This window comes from Mycolicibacterium helvum, from assembly GCF_010731895.1.
GTDB lineage: Bacteria > Actinomycetota > Actinomycetes > Mycobacteriales > Mycobacteriaceae > Mycobacterium > Mycobacterium helvum.
The window spans coordinates 1,235,308-1,254,465 of the sequence record NZ_AP022596.1 but is presented as its reverse complement, the minus strand read 5'-3'; the positions used below and the strand labels follow the sequence as shown (position 1 = coordinate 1,254,465).

18 protein-coding genes and 1 tRNA gene are annotated in these 19,158 nt (G+C 65.9%); 14 read left to right on the top strand and 5 right to left on the bottom strand.

The genetic code is table 11. From position 1 onward, the window contains the following. Positions 1 to 86: 86 nt before the first annotated feature. From G6N38_RS05660 to G6N38_RS05630, 7 genes are all read left to right on the top strand, one after another. Positions 87 to 602, top strand: coding sequence for a sigma-70 family RNA polymerase sigma factor (locus G6N38_RS05660; protein ID WP_163746641.1), 516 nt, complete (start codon positions 87 to 89; stop codon positions 600 to 602). After that, positions 599 to 1,312 (top strand): anti-sigma factor family protein, encoded by a 714-nt coding sequence (locus G6N38_RS05655; RefSeq protein WP_163746640.1) that lies wholly within the window; start codon positions 599 to 601, stop codon positions 1,310 to 1,312. Before G6N38_RS05660 ends, G6N38_RS05655 begins: the two co-directional genes overlap by 4 nt. A 125-nt stretch (positions 1,313 to 1,437) precedes the next feature. Continuing rightward, a complete protein-coding gene (locus G6N38_RS05650) occupies positions 1,438 to 3,147 on the top strand; it encodes a thiamine pyrophosphate-binding protein (RefSeq protein ID WP_163746639.1) in 1,710 nt (569 codons plus the stop codon). Next, a complete protein-coding gene (locus tag G6N38_RS05645; RefSeq protein ID WP_163746638.1) occupies positions 3,128 to 3,793 on the top strand; it encodes an SRPBCC family protein in 666 nt (221 codons plus the stop codon). The genes G6N38_RS05650 and G6N38_RS05645 overlap by 20 nt, the downstream gene beginning before the upstream one ends. A gap of 8 nt (positions 3,794 to 3,801) precedes the next feature. After that, the gene (locus tag G6N38_RS05640; protein ID WP_246227725.1) at positions 3,802 to 4,824 is read left to right on the top strand and encodes a 3-oxoacyl-ACP synthase III family protein; all 1,023 of its coding nucleotides are present in this window, start codon (positions 3,802 to 3,804) and stop codon (positions 4,822 to 4,824) included. After that, positions 4,824 to 5,855, top strand: coding sequence for a pyridoxal phosphate-dependent aminotransferase (locus tag G6N38_RS05635; RefSeq protein ID WP_163746636.1), 1,032 nt, complete (start codon positions 4,824 to 4,826; stop codon positions 5,853 to 5,855). The genes G6N38_RS05640 and G6N38_RS05635 overlap by 1 nt, the downstream gene beginning before the upstream one ends. 54 nt (positions 5,856 to 5,909) lie before the next feature. Continuing rightward, the gene (locus G6N38_RS05630; protein WP_163751824.1) at positions 5,910 to 6,407 is read left to right on the top strand and encodes a MarR family winged helix-turn-helix transcriptional regulator; all 498 of its coding nucleotides are present in this window, start codon (positions 5,910 to 5,912) and stop codon (positions 6,405 to 6,407) included. On the opposite strand, the gene mmsB is transcribed toward G6N38_RS05630, so the two are convergent. From mmsB to G6N38_RS05605, 5 genes are all read right to left on the bottom strand, one after another. Next, positions 6,404 to 7,273, bottom strand: a complete 870-nt coding sequence (mmsB, locus tag G6N38_RS05625) for a 3-hydroxyisobutyrate dehydrogenase (protein ID WP_163746635.1) — start codon at positions 7,271 to 7,273, stop codon at positions 6,404 to 6,406. The genes G6N38_RS05630 and mmsB overlap by 4 nt on opposite strands. A 17-nt stretch (positions 7,274 to 7,290) precedes the next feature. Next, positions 7,291 to 8,469 carry an acyl-CoA dehydrogenase family protein gene (locus G6N38_RS05620; RefSeq protein WP_163746634.1) on the bottom strand — a complete coding sequence of 393 codons (1,179 nt, stop codon included), beginning with the start codon at positions 8,467 to 8,469 and terminating at the stop codon, positions 7,291 to 7,293. After that, a complete protein-coding gene (locus tag G6N38_RS05615) occupies positions 8,466 to 9,986 on the bottom strand; it encodes a CoA-acylating methylmalonate-semialdehyde dehydrogenase (protein ID WP_163746633.1) in 1,521 nt (506 codons plus the stop codon). The genes G6N38_RS05620 and G6N38_RS05615 overlap by 4 nt, the downstream gene beginning before the upstream one ends. 86 nt (positions 9,987 to 10,072) lie before the next feature. Further along, positions 10,073 to 10,753, bottom strand: coding sequence for a response regulator (locus G6N38_RS05610; RefSeq protein ID WP_163746632.1), 681 nt, complete (start codon positions 10,751 to 10,753; stop codon positions 10,073 to 10,075). After that, positions 10,750 to 12,282: a sensor histidine kinase gene (locus tag G6N38_RS05605; protein ID WP_163746631.1), complete on the bottom strand. Its 1,533-nt coding sequence runs from the start codon at positions 12,280 to 12,282 to the stop codon at positions 10,750 to 10,752. Before G6N38_RS05605 ends, G6N38_RS05610 begins: the two co-directional genes overlap by 4 nt. Before the next feature lie 100 nt (positions 12,283 to 12,382). Between G6N38_RS05605 and G6N38_RS05600 the strand changes: the two genes are divergently transcribed. The 7 genes from G6N38_RS05600 to G6N38_RS05570 all read left to right on the top strand — a co-directional run bounded on the left by G6N38_RS05600 (position 12,383) and on the right by G6N38_RS05570 (position 19,142). After that, positions 12,383 to 13,756 carry a cation:dicarboxylate symporter family transporter gene (locus G6N38_RS05600; protein ID WP_163746630.1) on the top strand — a complete coding sequence of 458 codons (1,374 nt, stop codon included), beginning with the start codon at positions 12,383 to 12,385 and terminating at the stop codon, positions 13,754 to 13,756. A 394-nt stretch (positions 13,757 to 14,150) separates the two neighbouring features. Then, positions 14,151 to 14,224 (top strand) — tRNA-Leu (locus tag G6N38_RS05595). Between the two features lie 650 nt (positions 14,225 to 14,874). Then, entirely contained in the window at positions 14,875 to 16,083 is a 1,209-nt protein-coding gene (locus tag G6N38_RS05590; protein ID WP_163746629.1) for a hypothetical protein, read from the top strand. 240 nt (positions 16,084 to 16,323) lie between these two features. Continuing rightward, a complete protein-coding gene (locus G6N38_RS05585) occupies positions 16,324 to 17,226 on the top strand; it encodes an NAD-dependent epimerase/dehydratase family protein (RefSeq protein ID WP_163746628.1) in 903 nt (300 codons plus the stop codon). A gap of 124 nt (positions 17,227 to 17,350) precedes the next feature. Then, complete coding sequence (locus G6N38_RS05580) at positions 17,351 to 17,707, top strand: CbtA family protein (protein WP_246227722.1); 357 nt, start codon at positions 17,351 to 17,353, stop codon at positions 17,705 to 17,707. A gap of 72 nt (positions 17,708 to 17,779) precedes the next feature. Then, a complete protein-coding gene (locus G6N38_RS05575; RefSeq protein ID WP_163746627.1) occupies positions 17,780 to 18,667 on the top strand; it encodes a cyclopropane mycolic acid synthase family methyltransferase in 888 nt (295 codons plus the stop codon). Between the two features lie 64 nt (positions 18,668 to 18,731). Continuing rightward, entirely contained in the window at positions 18,732 to 19,142 is a 411-nt protein-coding gene (locus tag G6N38_RS05570) for a hypothetical protein (protein WP_407662944.1), read from the top strand. Positions 19,143 to 19,158: the final 16 nt, after the last annotated feature.

Here is a 19,158-nt window from a genome sequence, read left to right as displayed (position 1 = left end):
TCGATTTCGATGCTCCACGGGTGCACTCGGCGCACACTTTGAACCAGCCACTCTCCGGTTACGTATCTCAGCCGGGAGGTTTAGTGATGGACGACCCGGAAGCGGCGTTGGTGCGGGTGCTCTACGAGGAGCACGCGGCCGCATTGTGGCGGTATGCGCTGCGGCTCACCGGGGATCCAGCGCGCGCAGAGGACGTGGTGCAGGAGACGCTGCTGCGGGCCTGGCAGCACCCCGAGGTGGCCGGCGATGCCGAGCGTTCGGCGCGGGCCTGGCTGTTCACGGTCGCCCGCAACATGATCATCGACGAACGCCGCAGCGCCCGGTTCCGGCGTGAGACCAATTCGCTGGACACCGAGGGGGCGCCGGAGCCCGCCGGGCCTGACGAGGTCAACACGGCACTGGACCGGTTGTTGATCGGCGACGCGCTGGCACAGCTGTCGCCCGATCATCGCGCGGTGGTCCGGCGCTCTTACTATCTTGGCTGGACCACGGCGCAGATCGCGGCCGACCTTCAGATTGCCGAGGGAACGGTGAAGTCGAGGCTGCACTACGCGGTACGTGCGCTTCGCTTGACGCTGCAGGAGATGGGGGTGACCCGGTGAAGGATCCATACGATCCTTACGAGACCTGGGACGCTTCCTATGTACTGGGGTCCCTGTCGAGCACTGAGCGCCGAGAGTACGAAACGCACCTGAGCGGGTGCGTGCCCTGCCGGACGGCCGTCGGTGAGCTCAGCGGCATGCCCGCTCTGCTGGCCATGCTCGGCCCTGACGATGTGGCCGCGATCGACACCGGCAGGGTCGAGCCGCCGCCCCTGCGCCCGCAGCTGCTCGACGGTGTGCTCTTCGAGGTGCGGCGCCGCCGTCGCCGCGGGCGGTGGATCACCTGGACGGTGGCGGCCGCTGCGGCCGCGGTTCTGGCTGTCGGGATCCTTGTCGCGGTCAAGCCGGCGCCGTTCGGGACAAGCAACCCCGCACCGCAGGCGTCTGGCATGTCGGTCAGCATGACGCCGGTGGCGCCGTCCTCGTTCGATGCGACGCTGCAGGTGACGCCGATGGGGTGGGGTACCCACATCGAGATGACGTGCACCTATCACGAGGAGATCGGCGCCGACGCCACCGACGACGGCGACAAGCTGGCGATGTACGCGGTCGGCCGCGACGGTAGCCGCGTCCAGTTGGCGACGTGGATGGCCCGCGAGGGTGAGTCGGCTTCGCCGACCGGCAGCACGTCGATGCCGATGGAGAAGATCGCCGCTGTGCAGGTCGTCAAGGCTGCGACCGGGGACGTGCTGCTACAACGCAGCCTGTAGTCACCCCTGATCTAACGATCAGTCAAAAGCGTTCTGTTAAAACAGTTCTCATTTGCTCGCAGTGAACCGATCCACCCTGCCCCTCGTGTCTCTCACAGGGTTGGGGGAGGACAGGTGATCTTCAGATGGACGGACAACAGCGCGTGGTCGACCACATCGTCGACCAACTTGCGGCTATCGGCGTCGACTACATGTTCGGTGTCGACGGCGCCAATGTCGAGGATCTCTACGATGCCGCGTACTTTCATGACGGCGTGACCGCTGTCCTGGCGAAGCACGAGTTCTCCGCGGCGACAATGGCTGACGGCTACAGCCGGGCAGGGTGCGGGCTAGGCGTGGTCATGGCGACCTCCGGCGGTGGTTCGCTGAATATCGTTCCGGGACTGGGTGAATCGCTGGCCAGCCGGGTCCCGGTACTGGCGCTGGTCGGACAGCCACCCACTGTTATGGATGGTCGCGGCAGCTTTCAGGACACCAGTGGTCGTAACGGTTCGCTTGACGCTCAGGCGCTGTTCTCGACGGTGTCGGTGTACTGCCGACGCATCACATCCGCCGAAGAGGTCCTGACCGCGTTGCCCGAAGCGATCGCAGCCGCGTGGCGGGGCGGACCGGCAGTTCTGTTGCTGCCCAAAGATGTTCAGCAGGCATTGGTTCCGGTGCGCAGCCGGCTGATGTCTGCACCGGAGCCGCCGACGGTGGGTGATCCCAGGTTGATCGCCCGAGCGCTGCGCCGGGCTCGCGGACCCGTGACAATCATCGCCGGCGAGCAAGTGGCACGTGACGACGCCCGCGTCGAACTCGAGCGGTTGCGTGCCCTGTTGCGGGCCAGGGTGGCGACCGTGCCGGACGCGAAGGATGTCAGCGGCTCACCGGGACTGGGCTCGTCGTCATCGCTGGGTGTCACCGGCGTGATGGGCCACCCGGGCATCGCCGACGCGATTCGCGACAGCGCGCTGTGCCTGCTGATCGGATCCCGACTGAACGTCACCGCGCGCACCGGGCTGGATGATGCGCTGAGCTGCGTGCCGGTGATGTCGATTGGTTCCGCCGCGCCGTATCTGCCGTGCACCCACATTCATACCGACGACCTGCGGACGTCGCTGGGGCAGCTGGCGATGATGCTCTCGGGGGGTGGGCAGCGGCCCACCGGCCTGCGGGTTCCCGAGCTCATCGGACACCAGGAGCTGATCCCGCCGCGCCACGACGGTGACGGAATCCGTTACCGGGATGCGATTTCCGCACTCGACGCCGTTCTGCCCGACGATGTCGACATCGTCGTCGACGCGGGCAACACCGGCGCGGCCGCCATCCACAACCTTCCGGTACGCCGATCGGGACGGTTCATCGTTGCACTGGGCATGGGCGGCATGGGCTACAGCTTCGGTGCGGCCATCGGAATGGCCTTCGGCCGGGGGCGCCGCGTCGTGGTGGTGGCCGGTGACGGCTCATTCTTCATGCACGGCATGGAGATGCACACCGCCTGGCAGTACCGGCTGCCGATCACGTTCGTGCTGTTCAACAACAACGCACATGCCATGTGTGTGACGCGGGAGAAGTTGTACTACCGAGATATGTATAGCTACAACCGATTCCGGGCCAGCAATCTCGGTGCTGGGCTGGCGGCGATGTTCCCCGGGCTGCGTTCGGTCGACGTCGGCGAGCCCGGCCAGCTGCGTACCGCCTTGGGAACAGCCTTGGCTGACGACGGGCCCTCCGTCGTCAGCATCGAGTGTTCTGCCGACGAAATCCCGCCGTTCGCACCATTCCTGGCTGCGTTGCGGCACGCCACCCCGACCACAGAGGAGAGCACGACCCATGTTGCTGCCCGCGCTTGACGATATCGTCGTCCACACCGGATCCGCAGACCCCATTGACGGGGTCACCAGGATCGAGACCTCCCCGCGGGAGACGGCCACCCCGGTCATCATGGAGATGATGCGGTCGGTGTACCCGCACGATCAGGTCTTTGGCCAATACTGCACGGTCAACGACTACATCGACTGCCCGCCCGATGAACTCTACGCATACCTGTCCGACACCCGCTCGTTGGAGGAATGGACCTACAGCCTGCGCGGGTTCGAGACCACCGACGAACCGGGGCTGTGGCTGGCCTATGACCGATTGGGTTCGCAAACTTCGATATACACCCGCACCGAAGCCAATCCACAGGCGCGCACCGTCGATTACCACTGTGCGTGGGACCAGGGTAAGCACCTGTGGATGGTTTACCTGATGCGGGTGATCGACGCGCAGGTCGTGCTCGACAAGCCCGGTTCGGTGGTGCTCTGGACGAACTGCCATCACCCGTTCTACGACGAGAACCCCTACCCCGAAACCGCGCCACCGGAACGGCCGGTGTGGGTCGGCGACTTCTGGGACATGTTCGGTGCCGGGCACGAACTGGAGCTGAAGAACCTCAAGGCGATTGCCGAATACCGACATCGCAACGGACTGCCGGTGACCCCCGAGTGGATGAGATGAGCACTGCTATGAGCCAACCCAGCGTCAGCCTGATCGACGTCGCGAGCTACCTGCCCGGCGATCCGATTCCCGCCGACTACTACGCGCAGTTCGCCGACTCCGACGAACTGCGCGACAACCTGATGTTTCGGGCGCCGAAGTTCCGCCATCACATCGCCCCCGAGGAAACCGCCACCGACATGGTCGAGCGGGCCGCCGCCGGGTTGATCGAGCGTCATGGCGAAGAGGTGGTGGCCGGCGCCGACATCCTGATCACCCACACCCAGATGCCGGACATGCCGTTCTACGGCGGTGGTGGAGCGATCGCGCATCGGCTTGGTATGCGGCCGAATTGGGTGCTGGATCTGCACAACGGCGGCTGCGCGGCGTTCGTGCTGGGACTGCAGGTGGCCCGGCAGTTACTGTCGTCGGGCGCGGGGCACACCGCGTTGGTGGCGATCGCACAGAACGCGGCCGGGCAGGTTTTCGACCAGCCGACCGTCCGGCGCAAGGCCCAGGCGGCGGTGCCCGGCGACGGCGCGGCTGTCGGCCTCGTCACGGTGTCGGATCAGTCGCCGATCCTCGATATCGAAACCCGCACCTATGGCGAATTCGCCGGTGACATGACGATCGCGTTCGATCCGCCGCGCAAATGGTGGCAGCCCGGGTCCGCCGAGGGGTACATCGGATTCACCGAATCGAAGATCACGAAGGTGCTGGCGCGGGGCAACCGGCAGGTGCCCGAAGTCGCACTGGCGGTGTGTCATCGACTCGGGCTGAAGCCGCGGGACGTCGACTTATTCGTCACCAACCAACCCAACCGGGTGTTCCTGCGCAACTGGCGCGAGGCACTGGAGTTGCCCGCCGAACGGCATGTCGACACATTCGATCAGTGCGGCAACCTGTTCGGTGCGGGCATTCCGATCAATCTTGACCGGGCGATCGGCGACGGGAAGGTTGCGGCCGGCGACACCGTCCTGATGGCGGCCTTCGCCCACGCCGGTGATTTCGCCGGGGCGGCTGCGGTGCGGTGGGGCGGCAGGGCCGCCTGATGCAGCCCCTGACCCGGATCGCTGACGACACCGTCGCCGCGCTCCCCGATGCGACCGATCCACTGGCGTTGTCGCTCAACGAGAGTCCGTTCTCACCTCTGCCCGCGGTGCGGTCAGCCCTGATCGCCGCGATCGATTCCGCCAACCGCTATCCGGAGTTCCTGCCGGAGCGGCTACGGCGGCTGATCGCCTCCCGAATCGGCGTGGCCGAGGACCAGGTGGTGCTGGGCCCGGGCGCCACCGGGGTCGCGATGCAGGTGTTGCATGCCATGACCGAGCCGGGCGACCGGATCGCCATGGCCACCCCGACGTTCGACGGCTATCCGATCTTCGCGCAGATGGCCCGGCTGCAACCGATCATGGTTCCGCTGGACGAATACGGCCATCACGACCTGGATGCCCTGGCGCAGGCCGCCGCCGAGGCCAAAGTGGTGGTCTTGTGCCGGCCGCACAACCCGACCGGGACGCTGGAGTCGACGCTCGCGGTCGAGCGCTTCCTGGCCGCGGTGCCCAGCGACACCATCGTCCTGCTCGACGAGGCCTACATCGAGTTTGTCTCGCCCGCATTCCGGCTCGACGGCCTGTCGCTGGTCCGCCGGTATCCGAACGTGCTGGTAGTGCGGACCTTCTCCAAGGCCTACGGGCTGGCCGGCCTGCGCATCGGCTACGGCTTCGGGTCTGCCGAACTGACCGCCACGCTCTGGCGGATGCAGTTGCCGTTCGGCACGGACAACACCAGCCTGGTGGCCGTCGCGGCGTCCTACGACGCGGAACGCCAGCTGCAGCGCCGGATCCGGGCGATCGCCGCCGAGCGGCGTTACCTGCGGATGCGGCTGCGCGCGATGGGGGTGTACGTCACCGAGGGGCACGCCAACTTCGTGTACTTACCGCCGGCGGGCAAGCCCTGGCGGGAAGTGTTCGAGCCGGCCGGTCTGCGGGTTCGCCACTACAGCGACGGTGGGGTGCGCATCACCGTGGGGGACCGGTGGTCGACGCGCGCGGTGCTGGCCGCGGTCGCGGAGCGACGGTAGTGAACTACGGCGGTGCCCTGATGCGGTATGAATGGGCGGATGGCTGCCGATCTAATCCCGTCCGACAAGCCGGACCCGATCGCCACGGCGCGCCGGAACTGGGAGCGCGCCGGGTGGGGTGATGTCGCCGAGGGCATGGTGGCGGTGACCTCGGTGATGCGAGCCCATCAGATCCTGCTGGCCCGGGTGGAGAATGCGCTGCGGCCCTACGATCTGAGCTTTTCGCGGTTCGAGCTGCTGCGGCTACTGGCCTTCAGCCGGACCGGTGCGTTGCCGATCACCAAGGCGTCGGACCGGCTGCAGGTGCATGTCACCAGCGTCACCCATGCGATTCGCCGGCTGGAGGCCGACGGACTGGTCAAGCGGGTGCCGCATCCCACCGACGGGCGTACCACGCTGGTGGAGATCACCGAGATCGGCCGCTCGACGGTGGAGGACGCCACCGCGACGCTCAACGATCAGGTGTTCGCCGATGTCGGGGTGTCCGCGCAGGAAGCGCGTGCGCTGGTCGCGTCGATCGAGACGCTGCGCCACCACGCGGGTGACTTCTAGCGCAGGGTCTCGATGACTGCGCTGAAGTCCAGATCGGCGTGTTCGGCGGCGAACGCGCTGTAGATCTCGGCGGCATGAGTTCCCAGCGGGGCGCTCGCACCGCTCGACGATACGGCGGCCATCGCCAGGCCCAGGTCCTTGTTCATCAGCGCGGTGGCGAAACCTGGTTGGAAGTTGTTGTTGGCCGGCGACGTCGGAACCGGGCCGGGCACAGGGCAGTTGGTGTGCACCGCCCAGCAATTGCCGGTTGCCCCGGTGATCACGTCGAACAACGACTGCGCCGACAGGCCGAGCTTCTCGGCGAGCACGAATGCCTCACCGACGGCGATCTGCTGCACCGCGAGCACCATGTTGTTGCACAGCTTGGCGGCCTGCCCGGCACCGGAGGTTCCGCAGTGAATCACCTTGCTGGCCATGGGATCCAGCACCGCGCGTGCCTTCTCCAACGCGTCAGCTTCGCCGCCGACCATGAAGGCCAGCGTGCCGGCCGTCGCGCCCTTGATACCGCCGGAGACGGGGGCGTCGAGCTGGGCCATTCCGGCGGCCGCGGCCTGGGCGTTGACCTCACGGGCGTCGTCGACGGAGATGGTGGAGGTGTCGATGAACAGGGTGCCCGGTTTGGCGGCCGGAAGTGCCTCGGCGTAGCAGGCTTTCACGATCGCCCCGTTGGGCAACGAGGTGATGACGACGTCGGCATCGGTCACCGCGGCGGCACCGACGTCGAACACCGTCGCACCCTTCTCCTCGGCGGCGTCGCGCAGGGCGGGCACCGGGTCGAAGCCGCGCACGGTGTAGCCGGCGTTGACCAGGTTGGCTGCCATCGGCCCACCCATGTGGCCCAGCCCCAGGAACGCGATCGTCGTCATGCGTAGGCTCCTTTGCCTTATCCGGTTGCGCGTGCCCGGGCGGCCTCAGCTCGCCCGATGACCACGCGCATGATTTCGTTGGTGCCCTCCAGGATTCGGTGCACGCGCAGATCGCGGACGATCTTCTCGATCCCGTATTCCCTCAGATAGCCGTAGCCGCCGTGCAACTGCAAGGCCTGATCGGCCACGTCGTAGCAGGAGTCGGTGACGTAGCGTTTGGCCATCGCGCACAGCTCGACCTTGTGCGGCTCGTCGTTGTCCAGGGCGACGGCCGCGCGCCACAGCATCAGCCGGGACGTCTCGAGTGCGGTGGCCATGTCGGCGAGGGTGAATCGGATGGTGGGCTCGTCGAGCAGTGCCCCGCCGAACGCCTGCCGGTCGGCCAGATAACTCGCTGCTTTCTCATAGGCGGTCTGAGCGCCGCCCAGCGAGCAGGCCGCGATGTTGAGCCGGCCGCCGTTGAGGCCGTTCATCGCGATACCGAAGCCGGTGCCCTCGCCCTCGGGGCCGCCGAGCATCGCCGATGCCGGCACCCGCACACCTTCGAGAATCACCGCGGCGGTGGGCTGCACATTCCAGCCCATCTTCTCCTCTTGCGCACCGAAACTGATTCCGGGCGTGTCTTTTTCGACGATGAAAGCCGAAATTCCACGGTGGCCCGACTCTTCCTCGTTAAAGCCGGTGCGGGCCATCACGACGTAGACGTCGGAGGTGCCGGCCCCGGAGATGAACTGCTTGACCCCGTCGAGCACGTACTCATCGCCTTGCCGGACGGCTTTGGTGCGCAACGCCGCCGCATCCGATCCGGCACCGGGCTCGGTGAGGCAGTAGCTGGCGATGGCCTCCATCGAGGCAAGCTTGGGGATCCAGGACTTGCGCTGCTCGGTGGTGCCGTAGGTGTCGATCATCCACGCGCACATGTTGTGGATCGAGATGAACGCGGCTAGTGCGGGGTCGGCGGCCGAGAGTTGCTCGAAGATTCGCACCGCGTCCAGACGGCGAAGTCCGCTACCGCCGACGTCCTCGGCGCAGTAGATGGCGGCCATCCCCAACTCGGCGGCCTCACGCAGCACGTCGACGGGGAACTCCTTGGAGTGGTCCCACTCCAAGGCGTAGGGGGCCAGGCGTTTGGCGGCGAAAGCGGCCGCCGTTTCGGCGATGACGCGTTCGTCGTCCTCGAGTGTCAGGAAGGTCATTTCATCGTCGGGATGACGAATTCGGCGCCGTCCTTTATGCCCGAGGGCCACCGCTCCGTCACGGTCTTGGTCTTGGTGTAGAACAGGATCGAATGCGGACCGTGCTGGTTGAGGTCGCCGAAGCCGGAGCGCTTCCAGCCACCAAAGGTGTGGTAGGACACCGGAACCGGGATCGGCACGTTGACGCCGACCATGCCGACCTGCACCCGGGACACGAAGTCGCGGGCGGTGTCGCCGTCGCGGGTGAACACCGCGACGCCGTTGCCGTATTCGTGCTCGCTGGGTAGCCGCAGGGCCTCTTCGTAATCGTGGGCGCGCACGATGCACAGCACCGGGCCGAAGATCTCGTCGGTGTAGATCGACATGTCGGTGGTGACGTGGTCGAAGAGGGTGGGGCCGATAAAGAACCCGCCCTCCAGGCTGGTGTCGGCGAATGTCAGCTCGTCACTGGCCTTCTCGCGGCCATCGACCACGATCTCGGCTCCGGCGGCCACGCCGGCATCGATGTAGTCGCGGACCCGCTTGAGTGCGGCGCCGGTGACCAGCGGACCGTAGTCTGCTTTGGGGTCCAGGCTGTGGCCGACGCGCAGTCCGCTGATCCGCTCGACGAGCCTGGCGCGCAACCGGTTTGCTGTCTCCTCTCCGACCGGCACCGCGACGCTGATTGCCATGCACCGCTCGCCGGCGCTGCCGTAGCCGGCGCCGATGAGGGCGTCGACGGCCTGGTCCAGGTCGGCGTCGGGCATGATGATCATGTGGTTCTTGGCGCCGCCGAAGCACTGCGAACGCTTACCGTTAGCGGCTGCGGTGGAGTAGATGTACTGCGCGATATCGGAGCTGCCGACGAAGCCGACGGCCTTGATGTCGGGGTGGTGAAGGATGGCGTCGACGGCTTCCTTGTCGCCCTGCACCACCTGGAACACACCGGCGGGCAGGCCGGCTTCCAGGAACAGTTCGGCCAGGCGCACCGGCACCGAGGGGTCGCGCTCGGAGGGCTTGAGGATGAAGGCGTTACCGCACGCCAGGGCGGGTCCGGCCTTCCATAGCGGGATCATCGCGGGGAAGTTGAACGGGGTGATGCCGGCGACCACACCGAGCGGCTGGCGGATCGAGTACACGTCGATGCCGCTGCCGGCGCCCTCGGTGAACTCGCCCTTGAGCAGGTGCGGGATGCCGACGGCGAACTCGATGACCTCGATGCCGCGCTGGATGTCACCGCGGGAGTCGGCGACGGTCTTGCCGTGCTCGATCGACAGCAGCTCGGCGAGCTCGTCGGTGTTGGCGTTGACGAGCTCGATGAACTTCATCATGACGCGGGCCCGGCGCTGGGGGTTCCAGGCGGCCCATTCCTTTTGCGCCTCGACCGCGGAGGCGACCGCGGTGTCGACGTCGGCGGTCGACGCCAGGAGTACCTGGGCCTGAACCTCGCCGGTGCTGGGGTTGAGGACGTCGGCGGTGCGCGTGCTGGACAGGCTGCTGCGCTTGCCGTCGATGAAGTGCTGAATGGTTGAGCTCATGACTGCCCCTTGGCTGACCTGGCGGCTAAATACTAGGACATCCTAGTAATTGGTTGACCGGCTCCGCAAGGGGGCTTCGATACGCGCTAGCGCCACTGGTAGCGGGTGCTGGGCCGACCCGTCTTGCCGTATTCGGTCACCCGGGTGACGGTGCCGTCGTCGGCCAGCCGTTCCAGGTAGCGCCAGGCCGTCACCCGGGACACCCCCACCAACTTGGCGGCTTCGTCAGCGGTCAGCCCGTCGGGGCGGTCGCGCACCGCGCGGGCAATCTCGTCGGTGGTGGCCGGTGCCGCGCCCTTGGGGGCCACCGACTTGTCGGTGCTGATTCGCAGTTCCCCTAGCGCCCTGTCGACTTCGGCCTGGCTGGCGGCGTCGGTGCCGGCCGGCAGGGCGTCCCGGTAGCGGCGGTAGCGCTCGAGGCGATCGCGGAAGGCGGCGAACGTGAACGGCTTGAGCAGGTAGGCCAGCGCGCCGTGCGCGACCGCGGCGCGCACCATCTCCAGATCGCGTTCGGAGGTGATCGCGATGATGTCGGGCGCGGGCCGCAACCCGGACAGCGCCGACGCCAGCGCGATACCGCTGGCGTCAGGCAGGCCGAGATCGAGCAGCACCAGATCCACCGGGGACTCCGCCTCGGCGGCGATCCGCATCGCGTCGCGGGCGGTGTGCGCCAGCCCGACGACGGTAAACCCTTGCAGCCGAGCCAGATACGTGCGGTGTGCCTCGGCGATCAGCGGTTCGTCCTCGACGATCAGGACGTTGATCATGGGATCGTCACCGTCACCACCGAGCCGTAGGTGAGGTCGGCGCTCAGGGTCCCGCCGTGGCGGTTGACGATCTGGGCGACCAGCGCCAACCCCAAGCCCTGGTGGCCGGCGTCGGTGCCGGATTTCGTTGAATAGCCCCGCTGCATCGCGCGCTGAAAGGTGTCGGGATCCATGCCCGGGCCGCTGTCGGCAACCTGGATCTGCAGCGCCTTGTCGTTCTGGTTGACGGTGACCTCGACCCACGGGTCGTCGCGGTCGCAGGCGTCCATCGCGTTGTCGATGAGGTTGCCCAGCACGGTGACCATTTCCTGGGGGCTCAGCAGGGGCTCGGCGGGTAGGTGGGTGTCCTCGGTGATGGTCAGCTCGACGCCGCGCTCGTCGGCCTCGGCGGTCTTGCCGAGCAGCAGAGCGACCAACGCCGGTTCGCCGACGGAGTCAGAGACCCGGTCGACGAGCTGCTGGGACAGGGCGAGCTCCTGGGTGGCGAACTTGACCGCCTCGTCGGGGCGTCCCATCTCGACCAGCGTGACGACGGTGTGCAGCTTGTTGGCCGACTCGTGAGCCTGCGCTCGCAGCGAATCGGTGAAACCCTGCAGCGAACTCAATTCGCCCAGCGCGCCTTGCAATTCGGTGCGATCACGGATGGTGACGACTTCGGAGTCCGAGGAACTCACCTGGGAGCGGTTAACCACGAGCACCCGGTCATCGGTGAGGCGGACCTCGTCGCGCACACCGGGGTCGTTGCCGCGCAGGAACTCTGGCAGATCGGCGCGGGTGATGGGACCGGATGGCAGGGCCAGCAGGCGGCGGGCTTCGTCGTTGGCCAGGGCGACCTCGTTGCGGTCGAGGACGATGAGCCCCTCGGAGACCGAGTGCAGGATCGCGTCGTGGTGGTCGTACATCACCCGCAGCTCGTCGGGCGCCAGCCCGCGGGTTTGGTGCAGGATGCGCCGGCGGATCGCCCAGATACCGACGAAGGACAGGGCCAGCGCCGCCACGCCGACGGCCGCGATCGCCGGCCACTGCGAACGCCACCGCGCGGCCAGGCTTTCCCGGGTGATGCCAGCGGCGACCAAGCCGATGATCTGTCCGTGCGGGTCGCGCACGGGTGCGATGGTGCGAACGGAGGGGCCCAGCGTGCCGGTGTAGACCTCGGTGAAGGTCTCGCCGTGCAGGGCCGGTTCGACGGTGCCGATATAGGGCTCGCCGATCAGGGCGGGATTGGTGTGGGTGAACCGGGTGCGGTCGGGGGCCATGATCGTGATGAACGCGATGTCGGTGGCCTTGCGGACCGCTTCGGTGACCGGTTGCAGAACCTGTGCGGCGTGACCGTTTTCGATCGCTTGGGCGGTGGACGGGGAGTCGGCCAGGGAGACGGCAACGGCGGTGACCTTCTCCCGGGCCCGTTCGTCGCCGTCGGCGCGGGCGTCGAAGAGGGCGACGACGCTGCCGGCCAGGACCACCAGCGCGATGACCGCAGCCTGCAGCGCGAAGGCCTGCCCGGCCAGCGAGCGGGGGAGTACGGCCACTGCTCACCTCTGAACGTAATGAACTAAAGCGTGACCTGCGTCACGTGGGGGTAAACCATCCTTGCAGACCTATTGCTGTTAAACCGGAAGGAAACCGCTCATGACCACGGTTGTGGATCGTCCAGGCGGCGCGGATAAGCCCGAGGCGCCCAAGCGCCGGGATCGCACGCACTGGCTGTATATCGCTGTCATCGTCGCGGTTGTCGGCGGTGTCATCGTCGGCCTCGTCGCTCCGGGGGTCGGCAAGGAGGTCGGTGTTCTGGGGACGATGTTCGTCAGCCTGATCAAGATGATGATCGTTCCGGTCATCTTCTGCACGATCGTGCTGGGCATCGGATCGGTACGCAAGGCCGCCACCGTCGGCAAGGTCGGTGGGCTGGCGTTCGGCTACTTCCTGGTGATGTCGACGGTCGCGCTGGGCATTGGCCTGCTGGTCGGCAATCTGCTGCATCCCGGCAGCAGCCTCAAGCTCTCGCAGTCGGTTGCAGGCAAGGGTGCCGAACTGGCCGAAACCGCGCACAAATCCGGCGGTTTGATGGATTTCGTGCAGCACATCATCCCGACGTCGCTGTTCTCGTCGCTGACCGACGGCAATGTGCTGCAGGGGCTGTTCGTGGCGCTGCTGGTCGGGTTCGCGATCCAGGCGATGGGCGCCAAGGGTGAGCCGATCCTGCGCGGGGTGGAACATCTGCAGCGGCTGGTGTTCAAGATCCTGTCAATGATCTTGTGGCTGGCACCAATTGGCGCGTTCGGGGCGATGGCCAACGTCGTCGGCCTGACCGGCTGGAGCGCGGTGACCAACCTGCTGACGCTGATGTTCGGCTTCTATCTGACGTGCGTGGTGTTCGTGTTCGGGGTGCTCGGGACGCTGCTGCGGATGGTGTCGGGGGTGTCGATCTTCAGGCTGGTGCGCTACCTGGCGCGCGAGTACCTGCTGATCTTCGCGACGTCGTCGTCGGAGTCGGCGCTGCCGCGGCTGATCGCCAAGATGGAGCATTTGGGTGTCCAGCAGAGCACCGTGGGTGTGGTTGTGCCGACCGGGTATTCGTTCAACTTGGATGGCACGGCGATCTATCTGACGATGGCCTCGCTGTTCATCGCGGACGCGCTGGGCGACCCGCTGTCGGTGACCGAGCAACTGGGCTTGCTGGTGTTCATGATCGTGGCGTCCAAGGGTGCGGCCGGGGTGAGCGGGGCCGGGCTGGCGACGCTCGCCGGCGGCCTGCAGGCGCATCGGCCGGAGCTGCTCGACGGGGTGGGGCTGATCGTCGGGATCGACCGGTTCATGTCCGAGGCGCGCGCGGTGACCAACTTCTCCGGCAACGCGGTGGCCACCCTGCTGGTCGGCTCGTGGACCAAGACGGTAGACATGGACAAGGTCAACGAGGTGCTGGCCGGCCGCGATCCGTTCGACGAGGTGACGATGCTCGACGACGGCAAGCCGCGTTCCCAGAAGGAGGCTGTCGCCGCCTAGACCACAGCTCGCGACACCCCGGGTGGCCTGTTCCCCCGGGGTGTCGTGCTGTTCGGATAGGGCCCGAGATGCTGGCGATACGGAAAAAGCCCGGCTGGTCGGGGGGTCGCCGGGCTTTTCCGCGAGCTGGGGCCGAGGCCACCAGATCGCACTTCCCACCATAACGCGGGCGAACGTTGCGCATAAACTCTTGAGCACCTCAAATACGCTCGGCTGCAAGGGGTTTCCTATGAATTGCCAGGTGGGACGGGGTGGTAATCCACAGGATGTTCACAGGGCGTCGCTTGTGCTGAGGTGAGTCGCGACGGGCGCCACGGGTCCCGCGTGCAATGTGGTGACCACCGGACCGCGTGGCGCACGCGCTAACCTCTGTACCGCGCCGATCGCGCGGTTGGCCCCCATAGCCCAATTGGCAGAGGCAGCGGACTTAAAATCCGCACAGTGTCGGTTCGAGTCCGACTGGGGGCACTCACTACCGGCGTGGCCGCGCCTCTTTCCCGTCGGCCACGCCCTGGGATGAAGAAGTGCACCGCTGCTGGCGCTGCGTATCCGGCGATGGCCGTGGCCGCGCCACCTCGGTCCTGCGCGCCCTTCGTTATGAACCGACCACCGGCTGACCACCGCTGGACATCATCGCCATTGCGCGCCATGAATTTTCGGCGGCTCAGCAAACCCTGAGAGGTATGCGTGCCGACCGCGGGGGATGGCCGGGGTCGAGGGGGTTGGCAGTCACGCCCCCGATGCCGGACCCCGCAGCGGCGGCCGCGGGGGCCGCCTCGCCGTCGACCAACCGCGCAAACAGCCGGAAATTTACATAAGCCAGGTTATGCTACCGAAAGGTAATTTAGGAGATGGCTTCAGCAAACTAGCTATCTTACCCGCGGGTAAGATAACGAGTCGGAAACGGTAGCTGATCATCGTCGGTCGTTCAGTGACTCGTAAGGTTTCCGGGCCCTCGAAAACGACATGAACAGTGTATTTCCCTCATGCATCCAGTACGTAGCCCAGCTATCTGGGTTGTTTCCGAGCTCAAAAGAAGTTTCCTAAACCCCTACTTACTGACGAGTAAGGTGCGATACCTTTTGGCGCTTAAGGGAAGTTTTGGTCAAAGGAGAGCCATGAACGTTGCTGTTCGTCCGTACGCCACCGCAGGTGTGGCGCTCTTGGGAGCGAGTGTTATCGCGATTTCGCCGCTGGCGCCGCCGATGCCCGGCGTCCAGGCGATGCAGCGAACGGTGTCGTCGATCGGCGTCGAGCTCAGCGCCTCGGTGAACCCGATCCAGAATTGGATTCAAGTTTTCCAGACGTCGGCAGCAAATCTCGGTGCACTCGGTCAGCAGATCGCTGACAGTCCCGCGCCGATCCTCAGCCAGATCGTCGCCAACCAGATCGCCAGCCTGAAGGCCTTGCAGACGGCCCTTCACAACGACGCGTCGAACATCAAGCAGATCTTCGACAGCATCCCCGGTGCGATCGCCACCGCGAGGGGCCAGCTCCAGAGCGGTGATATCACGGGTGCGTTCGACACGATCAACAACACCGTCGTGGTCCCGCTCGCGCTGTCGCTCGTTACGGTCGTTTCCGATTCGACCGTCCCCCTGGTCAACACGGTGAACAACTTCGCCAAGGCATTCGCCACACTGCCCAACACGGTGTTCCAGGTGGTGCTGCCGATGACGTTCCCGTTGCTGTCGACGATCAACGCAGCTGTTCAGGGAGTGCAGGATGTGTACGACGGAGTGGTCGCCAACGACCCGGGTGCCGTCGTCAACACTCTGGTCAATCTCCCGGCGAATCTGGTCAACGGCTTCCTCAACGGTTCGGGCATGGTCCTCGGAATCCTGCCTGCCCCGGGCCTGCTGACGCCCTACAGCCCCGACTTCGGGTTCCTGGCCAGCGGACCGATCGCCAGCCTGATTGAACTGCGGGACGTCATCGCCCAAGCCATCGGAGCCACCCCACCCGCGGCAGCGTCCGCCGGTGCCGCCAAGACGGTCGCCCTGTCGACCGCCGCCCCGGCGGCTCTCGGCAAGGCGGGGTTGGCGCGTGGTGCCACCAAGGCGGCGTCGGAGAGCGCGGCTGAGTCCACCGCGGCCGACACCACCGAGGCGGCTGCAGTGACCGAATCCGCCACCGGCAGTACCGGTTCCACGACGACCAGCACCAAGGCCACCCCGGCGGCCGCTTCGGCGACCGGCGGTTCCGATTCCTCGTCGAGCGACACCAAGGCGGGATCGTCGGCCACCGGCGGTCACGATTCGAAGGCCAGCGCCGGCAAGAAGGTCTCATCGGCCAAGTCCGGCAGACCCGGTAAGGCCAGCAAGTAAATATGACCCGTCAGCGCCAGTCGGCCTCTGCTGAGGGAGGGGTCGGCTGGCGCCTTGGCATTCGTGTGAGGCGCTGCGCCCCATGGGTTGAACGTCGTGTTCCGCTCAGCACTCGTTGAGCGGCCCGGCGTCGACGGGCCCGACGGTGCCGGCGACCTAGCGAGCGCCGTCGGAGGCAAGTTGCGCAAAGACTGAGACCAATTCGCATTCACGAACGCTTCACCTGCCTACCATCAGCCGATGCGCGGATCCAAGATCTTGATCACCGGGGCGAGCGGCCAGGTTGCCGTCCCTATCGCCCTGGCTCTGGCGGCCGACAACGAGGTGTGGGGCATCGCCCGCTTCACCGACTCGGCAAGCCGCGAACGTCTGGAGACGGCCGGCGTCCGGTGCGAGGCCGTCAACATGGCGGCGGGCGACTTCACCGGGCTCCCGCAAGACTTCGACTACGTCCTCAACTTGGCGGTGGCCAAGAGCGGTCGGTGGGACAAGGATATTGCGGCGAACGCCGAATCGGCAGGCCTTCTCATGGCGCATTGCCGAGACGCGAAGGCGTTCCTGCACTGTTCATCCGGGGCCGTCTACGACCCGCCGGGCGATGAACACCGCACCGAACGCACCGTTCTCGGCGACAACCACAAGCCCCTGCTTCCCACGTACTCCATCACCAAGATCGCCGGGGAAGTCGTCGTCGCGACGGTGGCCCGTGCCCTCGGCGTACCGGCCACCATTGCGCGCCTCAACGTTCCCTACGGCGACAACGGCGGATGGCCGCTCTTCCACCTGGACATGATGCTGGGCGACATGCCCATCCCCGTTCCACCCGGCGGTCCCGCTGTCTACAACCCGATCCACGAAGACGACATCATCGCGATGATCCCGAAACTGCTTGAGGTGGCGTCAGTTCCGGTTACCACCGTCAACTGGGGTGGCGACCAGTTCGTCAGCCTTCAGGAGTGGTGCACCTACCTCGGCTCGCTCGTCGGTAAGGAACCGGTGTTTGAAGAGACTGAGCAGACGCTGCGCGGAAATCCGTTGGACGTCACCAAGATGCATGAGCTCATCGGCACCACGACCGTCGACTGGCGCGACGGCATGCGCCGGATGGCGGCTACGTTCCACCCGGGGCTGGTCAGCTACTAGCTGACCGACCCTGCGTACCAGCCAGACTCGTCGCTGGATTCTCACGATCCGGTGCTCGGTCTCTGGTCGCGCTTGCTCGACGAACCGGGCCGGGGTCAGCCCGAACATCGGAGCGCGAAGTTCGGTGTTCCTGACGATCACTGTCATCTCGGTGGTGGGCGCATGTGTTGCGGTGGCAGCCGGGATGGCATGGTCTCGTCGGTGGGGGAGTTGGACGGCGACTGCTGCGGCTGTCGGCGGTTACGTCGTGGTCATGCTGATCGCCTTCGTGTTGCTGCCCACCTTCCACGAGGTTCTGGGGCCGATCAGTGGACCCGACGGCATTGTGATCGAAGGCTTTCCAGCCCAGGTGCTGGGCGACTTTCGGGTGTATTCGTTGCTGAACCAGGCGTTGGTGTGGGTCACCATCGGTGCCACCTGGGCTTGTTTATCGGCGCTGTCAGCGTCGACGCGACGGAGGTCAGCTGTGGTGTCGGCGTAACGGACGAAATGACCGAATGGCGGGCACCTACCGGCGTATGGTGCGGACCAACTCCTACGGCTGGAGGGCGCGATGCCCGACACACCACCCACCTCAACGATGCGACCCCACTTTGAGGACATCCAGGCTCATTACGACCTTTCCGACGACTTTTTCGGCCTGTTTCAGGATCCGAGCCGGACGTACAGCTGCGCCTACTTCGAACCCGCGGACCTCTCGCTGGAAGAAGCGCAGATCGCCAAGATCGATCTGAACCTGGACAAGCTTGACCTGAAGCCGGGAATGACACTGCTTGACATCGGCTGCGGGTGGGGCGCCACCATGAAACGCGCGATGGAGAAGTACGACGTCAACGTCGTCGGGCTCACGCTGTCGAAAAACCAGCACGCACATGCCACGAAGCTGCTCGACCAGGTCGATTCCGCGCGCACGCATGACGTCGCGCTGCGCGGCTGGGAGGAGTTCAGCGAACCCGTCGACCGCATCGTCTCGATCGAGGCTTTCGAGCACTTCGGCTTCGAGCGCTACGACAACTTCTTCAAGAACTGCTTCAACATCCTGCCCGACGACGGCCGGATGACGATCCAGAGCACCACGAGTTATCACCCGTACGACATGGCCGAACGAGGCAAGAAAATCACGTTCGAAGCCCTGCGGTTCGTCAAGTTCATCATCACCGAGATATTTCCGGGCGGCCGGATCCCGACGGCGGCCATGATGCAGGAACGCGGCGAGGCCGCCGGGTTCACCGTCCCCGAGGTGCTGTCGCTGCGGCCGCACTACATCAGGACGCTCGGCATCTGGGGCGATGCTCTGGAAGCCAACCGGGACAAGGCAATCGAGATCCAGTCTGAAGAGGTCTACGACCGCTACCTGAAGTATCTTCGGGGTTGCCGGGGGATGTTCGCCGACGAGTACTGTGACGTCAACCTCGTCGTCTATCTGAAACCTGCGGGGTAGCAGTCGCCGATTCGACGTAACGGCCCTCATCGAGCAGTGATCGCCTTAGGCTTAGCAAATGCGATTGTTGTTATCGACGGCGACGGCATTGGTTATCGCCGCCGGCTGCCTCATCGGGCTGCCGCAGGCGAATGCGAGTGACCTGACCTGCTTCTCGGGAACGACCTGTTCGTTCGTATCTCCGTCGCGAAATCTCAGCTGCGAGATGCACACCGACGGCGGCCCTCCGTCTGCCTATTGTCAGAGCAATTCAGCAGTCCAATCGGTGAGCATGGACGCCAACGGACACTTCACGCCCTGCAGCGGTAATCAATGCATGGGCGATCCGGCACTGGACACGCCGACGCTTGCCTACGGCCAAACCGCCCGCCTCGGTCCCTTCGCTTGTCTGTCGCAGACTGACGGCGTGACCTGCACCGTCGGCTCCGGTCGCGGCTTCGTCATCTCCCGGGATGGCGTCTTCCCCGTCGGCTGAGTCAGTGTGACGCTCA